Raw genomic sequence first — 18,511 nt, forward strand, 5'->3', positions numbered from 1 at the left:
GGAAGCGTGATCGACGTGGTGCGGCGCATCGTCGCCAAACGGGTGCACGACCCGGAAGCGATCGCCGAGGCGGCCGCGAACCGGGTGCGGGCCGCGTCGCCGTTCAACGACAAGGGCCGCACGATGATCATCGCCGCGGACCACCCCGCCCGCGGCGCGAACGCGGTGGGCGGAAACCCGACGGCGATGGCCGACCGCGGCGAGCTCCTCGAGCGGTTGTGCCTCGCGTTGGAGCGCCCGGGCGTCACCGGTGTGCTCGCGACCGCGGACGTCGTCGACGACCTGTTGCTGCTCGGGGTACTCGACGGCAAGACGGTGCTCGGGTCGATGAACCGCACCGGGCTGGCCGGGTCGAGCTTCGAGATCGACGACCGCTTCGCCTGCTACGACGCCGAATCCCTCGACCGGATGGGCTTCGACGGCGGCAAGACGCTGACCCGGATCTGCCTCGACGACCCGGCAACGCCGGCCGTCTTGGAAAACACCGCGAAAGCGGTCAACGACCTGGCCGACCGCAAGCTCATCGCGATGATCGAGCCGTTCCTGTCGGTGTGGGCGGGCGGGCGCCTCAAGAACGACCTCTCCCCCGACGCCGTGATCAAGTCCATCACCATCGCTTCCGGGCTCGGCCGCTCGTCGGCCCGCACCTGGCTCAAGCTGCCGGTGGTGGACGAAATGGAGCGCGTGCTGGCGTCTTCGACACTGCCCGCCGTCCTGCTCGGCGGCGAGGTCAAGGACGCCGACGCGGCGTTCTCGGCCTGGCAGCGAGCACTCGCCCTGCCGACAGTGCAGGGCCTGGTGGTCGGGCGGTCCCTGCTGTACCCGCACGACGGGAACGTCGCCAAGGCCGTCGACACCGCGGTGGGGCTGCTGTGAACACCACTACTTCGAGGAGCACCGTGCACACCGTCGAACACTGGATCAACGGCGCCGCCACGTCCGCGGGTTCGACCCGCACCGCGCCGGTCTACGACCCGGCCACCGGGCAGGAACAGGCCCGGGTCCTGCTGGCCGATCCGTCCACTGTGGACACCGCCGTCGCCGCCGCGAGCAAAGCCTTCGAGACGTGGGGCGACTCCTCGCTGTCCCAGCGCACCAAGGTGATGTTCGCCTTCCGCGAGCTGCTGGTGAGGCACGAAGACGAACTCGCGCGGATCATCTCCGGCGAACACGGCAAGGTGATCGAGGACGCCCGCGGCGAGGTCATCCGCGGCCGCGAGGTCGTCGAATACGCCTGCGGCATCGCCGACGCGCTCAAGGGCAGCTTCTCCGACCAGGTCTCCCGCGACGTCGACGTCCACGACTTCCGGCAGCCACTCGGCGTCGTCGCCGGCATCACCCCGTTCAACTTCCCGATCATGGTGCCGTTGTGGATGCACCCGATCGCGATCGCCACCGGCAACACGTTCGTCCTCAAGCCGAGCGAGCGCGACCCGTCGGTCTCGAACTTCGTCGCCCGCCTCTACGCCGAGGCCGGGCTGCCGGACGGCGTGTTCACCGTCGTGCACGGCGACAAGACCGCGGTCGACGCGATCCTCGACCACCCGGACATCGCCGCCGTGTCCTTCGTCGGCTCCACCCCCATCGCCAAGTACGTCCACGAGCGGGGCACCGCGGCCGGCAAGCGCGTCCAGGCCCTCGGCGGCGCGAAGAACCACGCGGTGGTCCTGCCCGACGCCGATCTGGAGTACGCGGCCGACCACCTCACCGCGGCGGCGTTCGGCTCGGCCGGGCAGCGCTGCATGGCGATCTCGGTCGGGGTGGCCGTGGGCACGGCCGGCGACGCGCTGGTCGAGGTCCTCGAGCGCAAGGCGAGCGAGGTCAAGGTGGGCCCGGGCAGCGACCCGGCGAGCGACATGGGCCCGGTCGTCACCGAAGCCGCGCGCGAGCGGGTGGTGAACGCCGTCGCCCGGGGCGCCGAGCAGGGCGCGACGGTGGTGGTCGACGGCCGCGGCCTCAAGGTCGAAGGCCACGAAGAGGGTTTCTTCGTCGGACCGTCGTTGCTGGACGGCGTGACCACGGAGATGGACGCCTACCGCGAAGAAATCTTCGGCCCGGTACTCGCGATCGTCCGCGCCGCGACGGTCGAGGAGGCCATCGCGGTCATCAACGCCAACCCGTACGGCAACGGCACGGCGATCTTCACCGGCAGCGGCGAAGCGGCGCGCAAATTCCAGCGCGAGGTGAAGGTCGGCATGATCGGCGTCAACGTCCCGATCCCGGTGCCGATGTCGTACTACTCCTTCGGCGGCTGGAAGGACTCCCTGATCGGCGACAGTCCCGTCCACGGCCCGGCAGGCGTCCGCTTCTACACCCGCGCGAAGGTCGTCACCACGCGCTGGCCCCGGACGGAGGCGGGCTTCACCTTCCCCACCTCCAGCTAACCGGAACACCCATCTCCGGTTTCCGGTACGGTGGACGTCGTCACCGACGAAGGAGGCTCCCCGTGGGATACCGAGGCCCGCTCCCGAAGACCGCCGTGGACCGCGTCAACACGTGCGTGGGCTCGCTGCGGACGTCACCCCGCTGGGGCAAGCTGGTCCGCCGCCACCTGACCCAGGTCACCTACACCGGCCGGCGGTCGGGCCGCACGTTCACCACCCCCGTCGGCTACCGGCGGGCGGGGAACGTCGTCACCATCGGCGTCCGGCTCCCGGACGCGAAGTCGTGGTGGCGCAACTTCACCGGCGAGGGCGGCCCGCTGGCCCTCGAACTCGACGACACCGGCCGCACCGGCCACGCCACCGCGCGGCGCGACGAAAAGGGCCGCGTCACCGTGACCGTCCGGCTGGACGAAACCGCCTGACGGCCCGTGCCGACGCAGCCAGGCCCCGGGCGAAACGCGCTAGCGGGCCATGCCGTGCCAGAGCAGGTCGGCGAGGCTCGCCGCCTCACCGCGCCAGTCGCCGCCCGGGTCGAGCAGCAGCAAGCCGGCCAGGCCACGCAGCACCACCACCGGGTCGAGACCCGGGCGCACCGTGCCCGCCGCCGCGTTCGCTTCGAGGAGGGCCGCCATCGCGCTGATCATGGACTCGTAGGCGCTCGCGGGCAGCTCGCCGCGGGACGCCGTCGCGCGGCGCAGCGCGTCGGCCAGTCCCTTCTTCGTCATCATGTAGTGCGCCAGGTGGTCGGTGACCCACACCCGGAACGCCTCGTCCGGCGCGTGCTTGTCCAGCAGCACCGGCACGATCTCCACGATGTGCCGCACCTCGCGCTGGTAGACCGCGAGGATCAGCGCCTCCGGGGTCGGGAAGTGCCGGTACACCGTGCCGACCCCGACCTCGGCCTGCTTCGCGATGGCGTTGAACGAGACTTCGCCGGTCCGGGCGAGCGACTCCCCCGCCACGACGAGGATGCGCTCGTGATTGCGCCGGGTGTCCGCGCGCCGGGGACTGACCGAACCCGTCGTCATCGTCCCTCCCGTTCCTCGTCCGCCGGCTTCCGTCCGCCGAATCTAACCCAGACCTGGAGCAACTCCAGCGTGACCGGTTCGTTGCGAAGCGGATTGTAATCCGCTAGCCTCGCGAACAGGTGAAGCGGATGACTATCCGCTCCCTTTGATCGCCGCCACCACCACCGTCCGGAACCGATCCGGGCGAGCTGCGGAAAGAGACCTGTGGACATCTCACTCGAAGTCAACGGCAGTACCGAACACCTGGACGTCGATCCCGGCGTGACCCTCCTGGACGCGCTGCGCGAGCGCCTCGACGTCACCGGCCCGAAGAAGGGCTGCGACCGCGGCCAGTGCGGTGCCTGCACGGTGCACGTCGGCGGGCGGCCCGTGCTGTCCTGCCTGACCCTCGCCGCCACCGTCAAGCAGCCGGTCACCACCGTCGAAGGACTGTCCACAGAGGACGAGCTGCACCCCGTGCAGCAGGCGTTCGTGGACCAGGACGCGCTGCAGTGCGGGTTCTGCACCGCCGGGCAGATCATGTCGGCGGTCGCCGCCGTCGAGCAGGACGTCGAGGACGTGCGCGAGTTCATGTCCGGCAACCTCTGCCGGTGCGCCGCGTACCCGAACATCGTCAAGGCCGTCGAGCAGGCGAGGCGGGCCGATGCGTCCCTTTGAGCTGACCGCGCCCACCACCGTCGAAGCGGCGCTCGCGACCCCCGGCACCTTCCTCGCCGGCGGGACGACGCTCGTCGACCTCATGAAGCTCGACGTCCTCACGCCCGAGCACGTCCTCGACATCAACGAAGTCCCGCTGCGCGGCATCGACACCTCCGACGGGCTGCGCTTCGGCGCGCTGGAGCGGATGAGCGCCATCGCCGCGCACCCGCAGGTGTACCCGGCGATCTCGCGGGCCCTGCTGCTCAGCGCGTCCCAGCAGCTGCGGAACATGGCCAGCATCGGCGGGAACCTGCTGCAGCGCACCCGCTGCGGCTACTTCCGCGACGTCGCCTCGCCGTGCAACAAGCGCGTGCCCGGCAGCGGCTGCCCCGCGCTCACCGGCGCGAACCGCATGCACGCGATCCTCGGCACCAGCGACTCCTGCGCGGCGACGCACGCCAGCGACGTCGCGGTCGCACTGGTCGCGCTCGACGCCCGCGTGAAGCTGGCCGGTTCCGAAGGCACCCGTGAAGTCGCTCTCGCCGACTTCTACCAGCTGCCCGGGGGCACCCCGGCGCTGGAGAACGACCTGCGGCCGGGCGAACTGATCACCGAGGTCATCGTGCCGCGGCTGGACTGGGCGGCGAACTCCACCTACGTCAAGGTGCGCGACCGGCAGTCCTACGAGTTCGCGCTGTGCTCGGCGGCCGTCGCGCTGGACGTCCGGGACGGCGTCATCGCCGATGCCCGCGTCGCGGCCGGTGGCGTCGGGACCGTGCCGTGGCGGCTGCCGTCCGTCGAAGCCGCCCTGCGGGGTGGCCCGGCGACCCAGGCCGCCTTCGAAGAAGCCGCCGCCGCGGCGGCCGAGGGCGCGGAAACGCTGTCCGACAACGGGTACAAGGTGCCACTGCTCAAGCGGACCCTCGTCCGCGCGCTGCTCGAACTGACCGAGGGGAGCTCCCGATGATCACCCGGCTGGACGCGCCGCTGAAGGTCACCGGTCAGGCCAAGTACGGCGCCGACCACCACTTCCCCGGCATGGCCTACGGCTACGTCGTGCTCAGCACGATCGCCCACGGCGAGATCGAAGCCATGGACTTCTCCGCGGCGCGGGAGGCGCCCGGCGTCGTCGGCGTGTACTCGCCGTTCGACCCGCTGGAGATGCGCACGGCCACGTCGCCGCTGTTCGGCGACACGTGGGTTCCGCTGCAGGACAAGGAAGTCACCTACTACGGCCAGCCGATCGGCTTCGTGGTCGCGGAGACGTTCGAGCAGGCCCGCGACGCGGCGTCGCTGGTGAACGTCGCCTACCGCCCGTTGCCGGCCAAGACGTCGCTGACCGAAGGCCTCGCCACGGCCGAAGACGCGCCGCCGGCCCGGGACGGCGCGCCGCCGACGCTGGAGGTCCTCGCCGACGGCATCGAATCCATCGACGACGCGTTCGCCGCGAGCCCGGTCGTCGTCGAGGCGACCTACACCACGGCGACGCAGAACCACGCCGCGATGGAGCCGCACTCCGCGGTCGCGGTGTGGGACGACGGCGAGCTGACCGTCTACAGCGGAAACCAGGCGTCGAACCTCCAGGCGATGGAGCTGGCCAGCGCCCTGGACCTGGAACTGACCGCCGTCCACTGCGTGAACCCGTTCGTCGGCGGCGCGTTCGGTGGCAAGGGCCGCACGTCGGCGCCGGCGTTCCTCGCCGCCGCGGCGTCGCGGTCCCTCGACCGCCCGGTGAAGGCCGCGCTCACCCGTGAGCAGGTCTTCACCGCGACCGCCGGCCGGGCCGCGACGGTCCAGACGATCAAGCTCGGCGCCGAACGGGACGGCTCGCTCGTCGCGCTCAGCCACGACTCGTGGTGCAGCACCGACGCCGCCCGGTCGTTCGTCGAGCCGACGTCGCACGGCACCTCGCGCGAGTGGTACGCCACGCAGAACCTGGCCATCAGCCAGAAGATCGTGCCGCTGAACATCCCGCCGACGACGTTCATGCGCGCCCCCGGCGAGGCACCCGGTTCGTTCGCGCTGGAAAGCGCGGTCGACGAACTCGCCGTCGCGCTGGGCATGGACCCGATCGAGCTGCGCATCCGCAACAACTCGACCGCCCCGCCGGGCAAGGACCTGCAGTGGTCGAGCAAGCACCTCGACGAGTGCTTCCGCATCGGCGCGCAGCGCTTCGGCTGGGCGCACCGCCCGCCCGGCACGCGCACCGAAGGCGACTGGCTCGTCGGCATGGGCGTGGCCACGGCGATGTTCCCGGCGCTGCGGTTCCCGGCCACGGTGGGCATCACACTGCACGCGGACGACACCGCCGACGTCGCCACCAGCGGCGCGGACCCGGGCACCGGCCTGCTCACGGTGCTCTCCCTGGTGGGCGCGGAATCGCTCGACATCCCGGCCGAGCGGATCACGCCGCGGCTCGGCGACTCGGCGCTCCCGCCGGGCGGCCTGTCCGGCGGCTCGACGGCGACGGCGAGCGCGGGCACCGCGATCATGATCGCGGCGGTCAAGGCCATCGACGAGCTGGTGGCGCTCGCCGCCGATCCCGGTGCGCCGTTCGAAGGCCACGAAGTCACCTACGCCGACGGCCGGGTGTTCGCGGACGGCCGCAGCATGTCCTTCGGCGAACTGCTGCGCGCGGTCGGCCGCGAGTCGCTCGAAGTGACCGGCTCGTCGGCGCCGGGCGAGGAGCTCACGAAGCACTCGTTCAGCTCGTGGGGCGCCCAGTTCTGCGAGGTCCGGGTGCACCGCCTGACCCGCGAAGCCCGCGTCTCGCGGATGCTCGGCGTGTTCGACTCGGGCCGGATCATCAACGACAAGGCGGCCCGCAGCCAGATCATGGGCGGCATGATCTGGGGTGTCTCGGCGGCGCTGCACGAGGGTCTGGAGATCGAGGCGAACGGCCGGTTCGCCAACGGCGACTTCGCCAGCTACCTGCTCCCGGTCAACGCCGACATCCCGGAGGTCGACGTCCACTTCGTCGAGTACCCGGACACGCTGCACAACGCCGTCGGCGCGCGCGGCCTCGGCGAGATCGGCACGGTCGGCATGGCGGCGGCGGTGGCCAACGCCGTGTACAACGCCACCGGCACCCGGGTCCGGCACATCCCGATCACCATCGAGGACCTCCTCGAAGACTGACGGCGGGGCGGGGCGCCCGACGGCGCCCCGCCCGGCCGTTATCCATCCGCGACAACGGCGGGGACGATCGCCCATGACGGCGACCGGTCCGCGGTCCTAGGCTGTCGGGACTCCTCCCCGGTGTGCCACGAAGGGACCCCCCGCAATGACCGACCCGGTCGTCCCCACCACTTCCGGCGCGGTCCGCGGTCAGGTCACCGCCGACGGCGTCGCGCTCTTCCGCGGTGTGCCGTACGCCGCCGCGCCCGAAGGCGACCTGCGCTTCGCAGACCCCGTCCCCGCGCCGCCGTGGGAAGAGGTCCGCGACGCGAGAAGACCGGGGCCGACCGCGCCGCAGCGCCGCCACGACGTCCCCGGCCTGGACCTCACCCCGATCGCCGGCACCGGCTGGCGACCGGGCCCGGAGTACCTGACGGTGGACGTGTGGACGCCGCAGCCGGGCGGGGCCGCGCTGCCGGTCCTGGTGTTCGTCCACGGTGGCTCGTTCCTCGGCGGTACCGGGTCGGCCGCGGCCTACGACGGCACGGCGTTCGCCCGCGCCGGCGCGGTGCTGGTGACCGTGCAGTACCGGCTCGGCGTCGACGGCTTCCTGCCGCTGGAGGGCGGCAGCACCAACCTCGGGCTGCGCGACCAGCTCGCCGCGCTGCGCTGGGTCCGGGAGAACATCGCCGGGTTCGGCGGCGACCCCGGCAACGTCACCCTCTTCGGCGCGGCCTCCGGCGCCGTCAGCGTCGCCTGCCTGCTCGGCTCGCCGCTCTCGCCGGGCCTGTTCCACCGCGCGATCGTCCAAAGCGGACACCCCGACATGGTGCGCGACGGCGTCCAGGCGCGGCGGCTGGCCCGGGTCGTCGCCGACGAGCTGAAGGTCGAGCCGACCGCGGAGTCCTTCCGGAAGGTGTCGACCGAGCAGCTGCTCGACGCCCAGGACGCCGTCCTGCGCCCCGGCGGCGCGCCCGACCTGCGCGACGCGCTGGGCTACGACCGCGGCTACGGGCTGAGCCCCTTCCTCCCGGTGATCGGCGACGACGTCCTGCCGCACCACCCGGCCAAGGCGATCCGGGCGGGCGCGGGCCGCGACGTCGACCTGATCGCCGGCAGCTGCAGCGAGGAGATGCGGCTCTACCTGGTCCCGACCGGCGCGCTGGAGGAGGTCACCGACGACCAGGCGATCGCGTCGCTGGCGGTGTCCCACCCGGACCCGGCCGGCGTGCTGCACGCCTACGGTCTCGGCTCCGGCGTCCCGGCGGGCCAGGTCCTCGTCGAAGCGCTGACCGACCTGGTCTTCCGCGACGGCGTGCGCGACCTGGCCGACCACCACACCGGCCGGACGTTCCGCTACGAGTTCGAGTGGGGCTCGCCCCTGCTCGACGGCCGGCTCGGCGCGTGCCACGGGCTCGAGCTGCCGTTCGTGTTCGACGCGCTGGCCGCGGTGCCCGGCCCCCGCGGCCTGCTCGGCGAGGCCCCGCCGCAGGACCTGGCCACCGAGCTGAACGGCGCTTGGCACCGCTTCGCCGCCACGGGTTCGCCGGGCTGGCCGGAGTACGCGGGCGAGGACACCGTGTTCCACGCGTACTGAGCGGCGTTCGCGGGCCTCAAGGTCACGAACGCGTAGCGCGCCTTGCTCCACCGGGCTGGACTCCGGCCCGGGACGGTTGACGGCTCCCCCGCGGCGCTGCCAGGCTCAGGCCCGCCCGGACGGCCGGATGATTGGGGTCCACCGATGCCCGAGGCGGGCTCTGCCGCACCGCCGCGCGCGCTCGTCCGCACGTTGCTCCGAAGCGGCACCCCCGCGGAACCCGCCGGGCCCGCCGATGACGGCGACCTCACCGCGGTCGGGGACGCGACGCTCGCACGTGCCTCGCGCTACTGGGTCCTCGTGCCGCTGGCGTACCGGATCGCGGCGTTCGTCAAGGTGTTCATCGGGTTCGCCGCGGCCAACGGCGGGGCCGGGCTCGGCCCGGTCCTGGGCGCGACCGTGTTCGCCGTCCTGACCGGCTCCGCCGCGGCGGTCTGGGTGCTGCGCTCCGGCGGCCTGCGGGCCCGGGTCACCGGCCGCGCCCTCGGCCTGGACCTGGCCGTCGGCGTCCTGCTCAACTTCTTCGTGGCCGCGACGGCGCCGGCGGCGGTCCAGCCGTTCGCGGTCGACGTGTCGTGGACGTGGCTGGTCAGCGCGGTCGCGATGTGGGCCGGCACCTCCGGGCTGCCCGCCGCGCTGTGGCTGTTCGCCGCGGCCGTGCCGCTGCGGGCCGCGCTGACCTTGGCCGGCGGCCTCCCGCTGGGCCACCAGCTCGCCCTGACGCGCTCGATCGGCTGCCTGGTCGCGCTGGCGGTGGCGATCGTGCTCGCCGTCGCGATCCTCATCATGCTCGGCGTCGGCACGCGGTTCGCGGTGGACATCGGGCTGCGGCGCGGGCGCGAGGCCGAACGCCGCCGGACCCGGCGGATCATGCACGACAGCGTGCTGCAGACGCTCGAAGCACTGGCCATTTCGGCGCCGGGCGACGACGCGCAGGCCGTCACGCGGCTCGCGGAACTCCGTTCGGTCGCCAAGGCGGAGGCGGCCGAGCTGCGCCGCCGGATCACCGAGCCGGTGCCGACCGGCCCGACGCGCAGCTTCACCATCGAACTCGCCGACGTCGCCACCGAACTGGCCCGCGACGGCCTGCGCACGCAGCTCGTCGCCGCGGACTTCGCCGACGACCACAAGGTCTCCCGCGACCGCCGCACCGCGCTGGTCGAAGCGGTCCGGGAAGCGTTGCGCAACACCGTGAAGCACTCCGGGACCAAGCAGGTCGTGCTCCGCGTGGAGGAACGCGACGGCGGCATCGCGGTGGTCGCCCGCGACCAGGGCCAGGGTTTCGACGTCCGCGACCGGCCGCCGGGCTTCGGCATCAGCCAGTCCATCGTGGCCCGGCTGGCCGAGGTCGGCGGGCACGGCACGGTCGACTCCCAGCCCGGGCGGGGCACCCGCGTGACGATGTGGGTGCCGGGCTAGGCAACGGGTCTGCGCTGCGGCACAAGACTCCCGCCACGACCGGGGCGCACCATGCCCGGACAGTCCCCCGCGGGAGGAGAAAGCCATGGCCGAGTCGGGCTCCCTGCGCCGCGACGCGCTGGGCACACCGGGCGTCGTCTTCCTCGTCCTCGCCGCCGTCGCGCCGCTCACCGGCATCGTCGTCATCGCCTCGCTGGGCATCGCGCTCGGCAACGGCGGCGGCATGCCGGGTGCGTTCCTGCTCGCGGCGCTGATCCTGGTGCTGTTCGGGGTCGGCTACGCGCAGATGAGCAAGGTGGTCACCGGCGCGGGCGGCTTCTACGTCTACGTCACCAAGGGACTCGGCCGCCCGCTGGGCCTGGTCGCCGCGCTCGTCGCGCTGCTCGGCTACAACTGCTTCGTCGCCGGCGCGGTCGGGACGAGCGGCTTCTTCACCGCGAACGTCGTCGAGCAGGTCTTCGGCTGGCACACACCGTGGCAGGTCTGGAGCCTCGTCTCCGCCCTCGCGGTGTTCGCGCTCGGCCGCCGCGGGGTCGACGTCAGTGCGAAGGTGCTCGGCGTTTCGCTCGTCCTCGAGGTGTCGATCCTGCTCGTCCTCGACGTCGCGGTGGCCGCCCGGACCGGGCTGGACGTCTCCGCGTTCGCGCCGGGCGTGGTGTTCTCGGGCTCGATCGGGATCGCGTTCCTGTTCGCCTTCAACGCTTTCGTCGGCTTCGAAGCCACCGGGCTGTTCAGCGAAGAGGCCCGCGACCCGCACCGGACGATCTCCCGCGCGACCTACACGGCGATCGTCCTGATCGGGGTGTTCGCCGCGGTGACGACGTGGGCGCTCGTCAGCGCGACGGGCGTCGCGCAGGCCGGGCGGACGGCGCAGGACCACCTCGCGACCGGCGACCTCGTCTTCTCGATCAGCCGCACCTACCTGGGCCCGTTCCTCACCGACGTGATGATGCTGCTGCTGGTCGTCAGCCTGTTCGCGGCGCTGCTCGCACTGCACAACTCGGCGACGCGGTACTTGTTCGCGCTCGGCCGGGCCCGCGTGCTGCCCGCCGTCCTCGGCCGGACGAACGCGGCGAACGGGGCGCCGTACGTCGCGAGCGGGACGCAGATCGGCCTGGCCACGCTGATCGCCGCCGGCTACGCGCTGGCCGGGCTGGACCCCCTCGCCGACCTCACCGCCAGCATGACCGGCATCGGCACCCTCGGCGTGATCGCCCTCCAGGCACTGGCCGGCATCGCGGTCGTCGCGTACTTCCGCAGGCGGCGCGACCCGCGGCTGTGGCGCACCGCGATCGCCCCCGGCCTCGGCGGCCTCGGCTTGATCGCGGTGACGGCGCTGGCGATCGTCAACTTCCCCACGCTGGCCGGCTCCGAAGCACCGGCGATCGCCCTGCTCCCGTGGCTGCTCGCGGTGGCGGCGGCCGCCGGTCTCGCCCTGGCGGCCTGGCTGCGCCGGCGACGCCCGGACGTCTACGCGGGCCTGGAGGAGCTCGGCCTCGACGCCGAACCCGCCGCTCGTTAGCCCGCGCGGCGGCGGTCAGCCTCGTCGACCGCCACGGACAGTGCGGTCCGGCGGCCGCGGCACCGGGTGACCGGGCTCACGTGCGCCGGCGACGCACTGGTGGATCCACCGGCCGTGCACGTGGGCGGGGTTGGCCGGAACTCGGTGCTTCCTGGCATTCCAGCCACTCCCGGGCCCGGATCGAGCCCAGTAGGTTCGCCGCGTGTCGAAATTCCTGCTCTCGGTCCACGTCCTGGCGGCGGTGCTGGCCGTCGGCCCGGTCGCCGTCGCGGCCAGCATGTTCCCCGCCGCCGTCCGGAAGGGCGAAGCGAAGGTGACGGCGATGCTGCACCGGATCTGCCGTGTGTACGCCTACGCCGCCATCGCCGTCCCGGTGTTCGGGTTCGGCGTCGCGGGCACCATGCACGTCATGGGCGACCCGTGGCTGCTCACGTCGATCGGCCTGACCGCCGTGGCGGCCGCGGTCCTCGCGCTCCTGGTGCTGCCGCGGCAGAAGCGGTTCCTGACCGGAGAGTCCACTTCGGACGAACTGGGCCGCCTCGCGATGGTCACGGGGGTGTTCAACCTGCTGTGGGCGGCGGTGACGGTCCTGATGATCGTGCGGCCGGGTTCCTCCACCGGCGCCTAGTGATCACACGCTCGATCAGCGCACCCCGGTTACCTCCCGGTACGGTGGGGTCACGAAACGACCCCTGACGCGCCGACCCGGAGGAATGGTCCATGCCACAGCCCGAATCGGCTTCGAAGAACCCCGACAAGGGATACCTCGCCCTGCTCGGCTGGAGCCTCAACGCGATCGAAGCCCTCGACCGGTTCGACCGCCGCTACGTCGTGGTCGCCCCGGAGTGGGCCGGGCAGTACTGCGCCGAGCACGACATCCCTTACGTGCCGTGGAATTTCGAGCGGCTCAACGAACGTTCGCTGGAGATCGCGGAGATCCTCAAGGAAAGAGGCGTCGACGTCGCGATCCCGCTGTTCGAGGAGACCGTGGAGTGGGCCGGGGCGATCAACTCGGTGCTGCTCGACAACCCGCGGCTGTTCGGGCAGGCGATGCTGTTGCGCGACAAGGCTTTGATGAAGCGCCGGGCCCAGCTCGGCGGCATCCGGGTCGGCATCTTCGAGGAGGCCCACGACCGCGACGACGTGATCCGCTTCCTCAAGCGCGTCAACCAGACACTGCTCAAGCTCGACGGCGACCCCAACGACCCGATCCACATCAAGGCCTTCGACAAGGCCGGCTGCCTCGGGCACCGCGTCATCCGCACGCCCGACGAGATCGACACGATCCCGGACGACGAGTTCCCCGTCCTCATGGAGTCCCACCTGGACGGCTGGGAGTTCGCCGTCGAGGCGTGGATCCACAACGGGAAGATCAAGTTCCTCAACATCTCCGAGTACGTCACCCTCGGGTACTCGGTGTTCGTGCCGGCGACGTCGGAGCTGGAGAAGTACCGGCCGCAGATCACCGCGCAGATCGAGAAGCTCATCAAGACCTTCGACATCGAGTTCGGCTTCGTGCACCCGGAGTACTTCGTCACCAGCGACGGCGAGATGTACTTCGGCGAGGTCGCCTACCGCCCGCCGGGCTTCAAGGTCTTCGAGCTGCTCGAACGGGCTTACGGGTTCAACGCCTACCAGGGCCTGGCGCTGGCCTTCGATCCGAAGACGACGGAGGAGGAGATCGACGCCTTCTTCCCGCGCGAGGTCGTCGACGCGTCCGGCGTCGCGGGCTGCTTCGGCGTCTACCCGCGCCGGCGGGTCGTCAGCGAGCTGCGGATCCCGGAGCAGACCCAGGACGACGACTACTACGAGTCCCACGACCTTTCGGCGCCGCTGGAGGAGACGGTCACCAAGCGGACCGCTTTCGGCACGCACTGGGGCCTGCTCTACTTCTTCGGCGACGACGCGTACCGGATGCGTGATCTGCTGAAGGAACAGGAAGAGTACGACTTCTACGTCTGATCCGTCCGATGTGGAGGCCGGCACCCGACCCCGAGGAACACCTGTGAACCCGACCCCCGCCGCGACGCTGGACAAGCGCGTGGCTTCGCTCGACGACGCCGTGCAGGCCATGGCGGAGACCCGCGACTTCGGCAAGCACACGAAGCTGCGACGCGTCCTGGAAGCACTGCGGCGGGTCCTGCTGCTACCGGGCGGGCCCGCGGCGATCCAGACCCGCGCGCAGGCCATCGAGGAAGCCGGCGTGTTCGAGGGCACCGACTGGGCCACGCCGGAGATCCTCGTCCCGGCGCTGGTCGGCCCCGGGCTGCGCAGCGAAAACGGCGACACCGTCGTCATCGAGGCGACCAGCGAGCTGCGGATGCTCGCCGTCGCCCGCGGCGACTTCGTGCACCCGACGCTGTCCGCCGAGGACGCCCGCCAGTTCCTTTCGCAGGTGCTGGCGATGAACCTCGAGCTGCTGTTCACCCCGCCCAGCGAGGCGGAACGGGTCCGCCAGGGCCGGACCGCGCAGCTGATCCGGGACCTGTTCCGGCACGTCGCCGACGAGGTCGGCTACGACACCGTCCTCGACGAGGTGGTCGACGAGATCTGGCGGATCCTGCGCCAGCGCCCGATCCAGGTCGACCAGGTGCAGTCGCTGATCACCCGGATCGCGATCTACCGCGGCGACCCGGACGTCGCACTGGGCGCGTCGTCCGGGCAGGGGCTCGACCGGCTCATCACCAGCCTCTTCGGCACCACGGAGGCGTGCCGGGAAGACCCGGGGGTCGACGTCTTCCGGGCGCGGCTGGAGTCGATGGACACCGGTGCCCTGCAGTACGAGGCCACCGGGTTCGCCCGGGCGATGCACGACACCGGGCTGGTCTCGCCGTACCACGCGGAGCTGCTGCGGTTCCTGCGGCACGAAAGCGACTACCTGCTCGGCGAGGCGCTCGGGCTGTCCGAAACCGGGCGCAACTGCCTGCTGCGCTACCGCGACCTGGTGCACCGGCTGATCGAGGTCGCCGTGCACCCGCAGACCGCGCAGTGCATCTACGGGCTGGCGCTGCTGCTCGACCGCGGCATCCTCTACGAGCCGCCGGTGGTGCCCGCGCTGTGGCGCCAGCTGGCGCTGGACCTCGCGCCGGCCGCGCGCGAGCGGCTGACGACCGTGTTCGGCGACCGGCCGGGACCGGCGGCGCGGCTCACCGCGGGTGTGCTGTCGATGCTGGGCCTGCCGCTCGGCGTCGGGCAGGGCGACAACCCGACCTGCCAGTCGGCCCGCGCGCTGTCGATGTGGGCCTACAACGACCCGGACTACCTGCTGCAGATCGTCACGTGGGCCGCGCGCGACGACGAGGTCATCATGCACTTCGAGGGGCAGCCGATCTCGTCGAAGGACAGCGCGGCCGGGCTCGCGGCCACGCCGCCGGCCGACCTCGACCCGGTGTCGCTGCTGGTGGTGCCGCACCTGGACCGGATCTACGCCGAGATGGGACGCCGCTGCGCCGACCGCCCCGGCGACCCGCACCGGTGGGTCAACCCGGAGTTCCACGGCTGGTGGACCGCGCGCGGCTTCCGGATCAACGTCGACGTGGCGACCGGGCAGCTGATCGACCTCGACGACTTCTACCGGCACTTCCACGCGAGCTACCACCCGTTCTTCAACGGCGGCCAGCCGCTGATCCACCCGCAGCCGGCCGGGATCGCGGTCACCGACAGCGCGGCCCGCTACATCGGCTGGCACGCGATCACGATCCTGCGGGTCGGCCCGGACCCCCAGGGCGTCGTGCGGGTGTACTTCTTCAACCCGAACAACGACAGCGGCCAGGACTGGGGCGACGGCGTGGTCGTCTCCACCGCGGGCAACGGCGAGCGGTTCGGCGAGGCTTCGCTGCCGTTCGACCAGTTCGCGTCGCGGCTCTACCTCTTCCACCTGGACCCGCTCGAGCGCGGCCAGCCGGAGAAGGTGCCCGCGGAAGCCGTCGCCGGGATCCTCGGGTACGTCGAACGCAGCTGGGGCGCCGACCGGCTGCCGGCCGGCCGCCTCCAGGCCGCGAAGAGCCCACCGGAGTCCTAGCCGGGCACGCGGACCGCGACGAAGTCCGGCCGGCTCCGCAGGGCGAACCCGAGCGAAAGGTACAACCGGATCGCGGAGGTGTTGCTCGCCGCCGCGTGCATCATCGGCGTCTCGCCGCGCTCGCGGATGCCCGCCGCCACGGCGAGCACGAGCCGCGTCGCCAGGCCTTCCCCGCGGTGGGCCGGGTCCGTGCAGACCGCGCTGATCTCGGTGTAGCCGGGCGGGTGCAGCCGCTCCCCGGCCATCGCGACCAGCGCGCCGCCCCGCCGGATCCCGAGGTAGGTGCCGAGCTCGACGGTCCGCTTCCGGAACGGCCCCGGCTTCGTCCGCTCCACGAGGTCGAGCATCTCCGGCACGTCGGCGAGCCCCAGCCGCACGGCCTCCGGCTCCGGCGCGGCCGCGACCCCTTCGTCCACCAGCTGGACGCCCGGGGTCTCGCCGACCACCTCCCAGCCGGACGGCGGCCGCGCGGCGGTGGCGGCGAGCACGATGGTCGTCCCCGGCCCGGCGAGCTCGGCGACGTCCAGCCAGTCCCGCGGCCCGGGATCGTCCGGCAGCGCGAGGAAGGGGGCGACGTCTTCGGGGTAGCGCACCACGCGGCCACGCCCTTCGGCGAAACGGGCGTGCGGACCGGTCAGCGACGCCAAGGCCGGGTTGTCGAGCGGAGAAGCCATACCGCCAGGATCCCCGCCCCGCCCGGCCAGGCGGCACCGGTCCCACATCCTGAGCGCCGCCGGTAGGGTGCGCTCGTGGGTTCGCAGGTCCCGGTGTGGATACCGATCGTCGTCGCGCTGCTCGGCCTGGCCGGGGTGCTCGCCACGCAGCTGCTGTCCGGCCGCCGCGAGGCGAAGCGGATGGCCGAGGAAACCGCCCGTGAAGAACGTCGCTGGCAGCGCGAGCGCGAGGCCCGCACCCACGAAACTCGCGCCGGCGCCTACGCCGAACTGCTCGGCGTCCTCGAAGCGTTCGACGCGGTCCTGTTCCGCGCGCTCCGGTCCCGTGAGCTCGGCAAACCCGTCGACGAGCACCAGGTCACCGAGCTGCGCGAGGTGCGGAGCGAGACCCAGCACGCGCTCGGCCCGGTCGTGCTGCACGCGCCGGAGTCCGTGCGGGAGCTGGTCAGCGAGGCGACGCTGCCGCGGATGCGGCTGACCTCGCGGCTGCTGGATCCGGACCACCCCGGCACGGAAAACCGCGCCCTCTGGACCGCGGGCCAGCGCGGCTACCGCCTCCTGCGCGCGAAGATGCGCCTCGACCTGGGGTTCGACGCGGAACCGCTCACCGCCATCGAGGCGATCGGCGCTCAGCCGACGGTGGTCAGCGGCTCGTCGGACAGCACCTCGGACCCGGCCGACACGACCAGCCTGCCGCCGCCCACCTTGTAGGTGTAGTCGCCGTTCACCGCGACGAAACCGTCGCCCGAGGCCTCGGCGGGCAGGACGATGTGGGTGTCGCCCGACGCCGTCTGCCCGCGGGCCTGGCCGTCGTAGAAGATCCGGCCGTCGGGCGTCCGGCAGATCGTGACCTGCGACTTCACCGTCTGCGCGGCCAGCAGCACGGTGCCCTGGCCGCCGGGCAGGTAGTGCGCGGCGTCGCCGGGGCACGGCTTCCCGGCCGGCGTGGCCGAGGTCGTGGGCGTGGACGTCGACGGCGTGACCGGCGGCGTGAGGGTGCCGGCGGTCGTGACCACGGTCCTGGTCGTGGGCAACGCGGGCGTCGTGTAGGCCGGGAACGGCCCGGACGCGGCGGGATCCGGCTTCGAGCGCCCGGTGAACAGCAGGACGCCGCCGACCGCGAGGCCCGCGACCACCATCAGGGTCAGCAGCACCCACAGCGCCCGGGCGCGGGCCCGGCCCGGCGCCAGGCTCGAGCAGGTGCCGCAGCGCCCGGCGGCGGGGTCGTTGACCGCGCCGCACTGCGCGCACATCCACGGGGTACCCGCCATCGGGCCTCCTTCGGCCCGGCGCCTCGCGGCGCCGTCACCTCATCGTCACCGACGAGGACGCCCGCTGCAACGGTCCCGCTTCGAACGGAACCGTCACGTTCGTGCCCGGGTTGTGCTCCGCCCCTTCGCCGGGTTCAGGCGAGAAGCCACGCCATCTCCTCCGATCGGACGAGAGCAGCATCCTCGCCGAACGCCGTGACCGCGCCGATCGGCGTATTTCGGCGGCACCCTCAGAGCACGAACCGGCGCTGGGCGTCGGGTTCCAGCGGCAGCGCCCCGTGCAAAGCGGCCCGCGCGCGCAGTTCCAGCGAGCGGTCGAGGGGCCGGGTGCCCGGCACCGGCGCGGTGTGGAACGTGCCGCGGTCGAACAGGTACACCAGCGCGAGCTTCCGGTCGAGGCGGCCGGTCTGCTCGCCGAACTCGACGGTCGCGAACCGCAGGCAGCCGCCGTACCCCGCCCGGGTCAGCCGGTCCGCGACGTCGACCAGGTCACCGGTCAGCACGCGCAGGTCGCGGTTGCGGCGCCAGCAGCGCACCGTCGAGCGGCCGTCGAGGTCCTGGGTCACCAGCGGGTGCACCGGCAGCCGGGCCGACGTCGCGGCCAGCAGCTCCGCTTCGGTACGGGCCAGCGCGTCCCCGGTCACCTTGAAATCGACCGTGCCCCCGCCGGTGGGCGCCAGCCCGAGCGCGGCGCGCATCCGCGGTGCCGCGGCGGCGAGGGTGTAGAGGGACTGCAGGTGCGGGCGGGACGTCCAGCACCGGACGAGCTTGCTGTCCAGCAGGGTCACGACGATGGTGTCCTATCTCCGGTCGAAAAGACCGCCGGGCCGGGCGCACTG

General features: G+C 72.4%; 17 protein-coding genes. 13 read left to right on the forward strand and 4 right to left on the reverse strand.

All coding sequences use genetic code 11. The annotated features are described in order from the left end of the window. Positions 1-6 precede the first annotated feature (6 nt). From MUY14_RS20110 to MUY14_RS20120, 3 genes are all read left to right on the forward strand, one after another. Positions 7-876, forward strand: a complete 870-nt coding sequence (locus MUY14_RS20110; protein WP_247024564.1) for an aldolase — start codon at positions 7-9, stop codon at positions 874-876. Positions 877-899: 23 nt separating this feature from the next. Further along, positions 900-2,384 carry a CoA-acylating methylmalonate-semialdehyde dehydrogenase gene (locus MUY14_RS20115; RefSeq protein ID WP_247024566.1) on the forward strand — a complete coding sequence of 495 codons (1,485 nt, stop codon included), beginning with the start codon at positions 900-902 and terminating at the stop codon, positions 2,382-2,384. 62 nt (positions 2,385-2,446) lie between these two features. Continuing rightward, positions 2,447-2,806 carry a hypothetical protein gene (locus tag MUY14_RS20120; protein ID WP_247024568.1) on the forward strand — a complete coding sequence of 120 codons (360 nt, stop codon included), beginning with the start codon at positions 2,447-2,449 and terminating at the stop codon, positions 2,804-2,806. Between the two features lie 39 nt (positions 2,807-2,845). On the opposite strand, the gene MUY14_RS20125 is transcribed toward MUY14_RS20120, so the two are convergent. Next, positions 2,846-3,412, reverse strand: coding sequence for a TetR/AcrR family transcriptional regulator (locus MUY14_RS20125; protein ID WP_247024570.1), 567 nt, complete (start codon positions 3,410-3,412; stop codon positions 2,846-2,848). Positions 3,413-3,616: 204 nt separating this feature from the next. Here MUY14_RS20125 and MUY14_RS20130 point away from each other — a divergent pair, with 204 nt between their 5' ends. The 9 genes from MUY14_RS20130 (at position 3,617) to MUY14_RS20170 (ending at position 15,727) form a co-directional block, all read left to right on the forward strand. Then, on the forward strand, positions 3,617-4,069 hold the full coding sequence (locus MUY14_RS20130) for a (2Fe-2S)-binding protein (protein WP_247024572.1): 453 nt from the start codon (positions 3,617-3,619) through the stop codon (positions 4,067-4,069). After that, on the forward strand, positions 4,056-5,018 hold the full coding sequence (locus MUY14_RS20135; protein ID WP_247024574.1) for a xanthine dehydrogenase family protein subunit M: 963 nt from the start codon (positions 4,056-4,058) through the stop codon (positions 5,016-5,018). The genes MUY14_RS20130 and MUY14_RS20135 overlap by 14 nt, the downstream gene beginning before the upstream one ends. Then, positions 5,015-7,189, forward strand: a complete 2,175-nt coding sequence (locus tag MUY14_RS20140; RefSeq protein ID WP_247024576.1) for a xanthine dehydrogenase family protein molybdopterin-binding subunit — start codon at positions 5,015-5,017, stop codon at positions 7,187-7,189. The genes MUY14_RS20135 and MUY14_RS20140 overlap by 4 nt, the downstream gene beginning before the upstream one ends. Before the next feature lie 145 nt (positions 7,190-7,334). After that, a complete protein-coding gene (locus MUY14_RS20145; protein ID WP_247024578.1) occupies positions 7,335-8,765 on the forward strand; it encodes a carboxylesterase/lipase family protein in 1,431 nt (476 codons plus the stop codon). A 144-nt stretch (positions 8,766-8,909) separates the two neighbouring features. Then, positions 8,910-10,184: a sensor histidine kinase gene (locus MUY14_RS20150; RefSeq protein ID WP_247024579.1), complete on the forward strand. Its 1,275-nt coding sequence runs from the start codon at positions 8,910-8,912 to the stop codon at positions 10,182-10,184. Positions 10,185-10,269: 85 nt separating this feature from the next. Next, positions 10,270-11,706 (forward strand): APC family permease, encoded by a 1,437-nt coding sequence (locus tag MUY14_RS20155; protein WP_247024581.1) that lies wholly within the window; start codon positions 10,270-10,272, stop codon positions 11,704-11,706. 202 nt (positions 11,707-11,908) lie between these two features. Next, positions 11,909-12,334 (forward strand): hypothetical protein, encoded by a 426-nt coding sequence (locus tag MUY14_RS20160; protein ID WP_247024583.1) that lies wholly within the window; start codon positions 11,909-11,911, stop codon positions 12,332-12,334. A 92-nt stretch (positions 12,335-12,426) separates the two neighbouring features. Beyond that, positions 12,427-13,668 (forward strand): acetyl-CoA carboxylase biotin carboxylase subunit family protein, encoded by a 1,242-nt coding sequence (locus MUY14_RS20165; RefSeq protein ID WP_247024584.1) that lies wholly within the window; start codon positions 12,427-12,429, stop codon positions 13,666-13,668. A gap of 43 nt (positions 13,669-13,711) precedes the next feature. Continuing rightward, positions 13,712-15,727 carry a hypothetical protein gene (locus MUY14_RS20170; protein WP_247024586.1) on the forward strand — a complete coding sequence of 672 codons (2,016 nt, stop codon included), beginning with the start codon at positions 13,712-13,714 and terminating at the stop codon, positions 15,725-15,727. Here the strand turns inward: MUY14_RS20170 and MUY14_RS20175 are convergent. Continuing rightward, complete coding sequence (locus tag MUY14_RS20175; RefSeq protein ID WP_247024588.1) at positions 15,724-16,401, reverse strand: GNAT family N-acetyltransferase; 678 nt, start codon at positions 16,399-16,401, stop codon at positions 15,724-15,726. The two genes, MUY14_RS20170 and MUY14_RS20175, sit on opposite strands and share 4 nt — an antisense overlap. A 75-nt stretch (positions 16,402-16,476) precedes the next feature. Here MUY14_RS20175 and MUY14_RS20180 point away from each other — a divergent pair, with 75 nt between their 5' ends. After that, positions 16,477-17,112, forward strand: a complete 636-nt coding sequence (locus tag MUY14_RS20180) for a hypothetical protein (RefSeq protein ID WP_247024589.1) — start codon at positions 16,477-16,479, stop codon at positions 17,110-17,112. Here MUY14_RS20180 and MUY14_RS20185 read toward each other — a convergent pair. Continuing rightward, positions 17,031-17,672: a hypothetical protein gene (locus MUY14_RS20185; RefSeq protein WP_247024591.1), complete on the reverse strand. Its 642-nt coding sequence runs from the start codon at positions 17,670-17,672 to the stop codon at positions 17,031-17,033. The two genes, MUY14_RS20180 and MUY14_RS20185, sit on opposite strands and share 82 nt — an antisense overlap. A gap of 230 nt (positions 17,673-17,902) precedes the next feature. Further along, the gene (locus MUY14_RS20190; RefSeq protein ID WP_247024593.1) at positions 17,903-18,460 is read right to left on the reverse strand and encodes a PspA-associated protein PspAB; all 558 of its coding nucleotides are present in this window, start codon (positions 18,458-18,460) and stop codon (positions 17,903-17,905) included. Positions 18,461-18,511 lie beyond the last annotated feature (51 nt).

Source organism: Amycolatopsis sp. FBCC-B4732 (assembly GCF_023008405.1).
GTDB lineage: Bacteria > Actinomycetota > Actinomycetes > Mycobacteriales > Pseudonocardiaceae > Amycolatopsis > Amycolatopsis pretoriensis_A.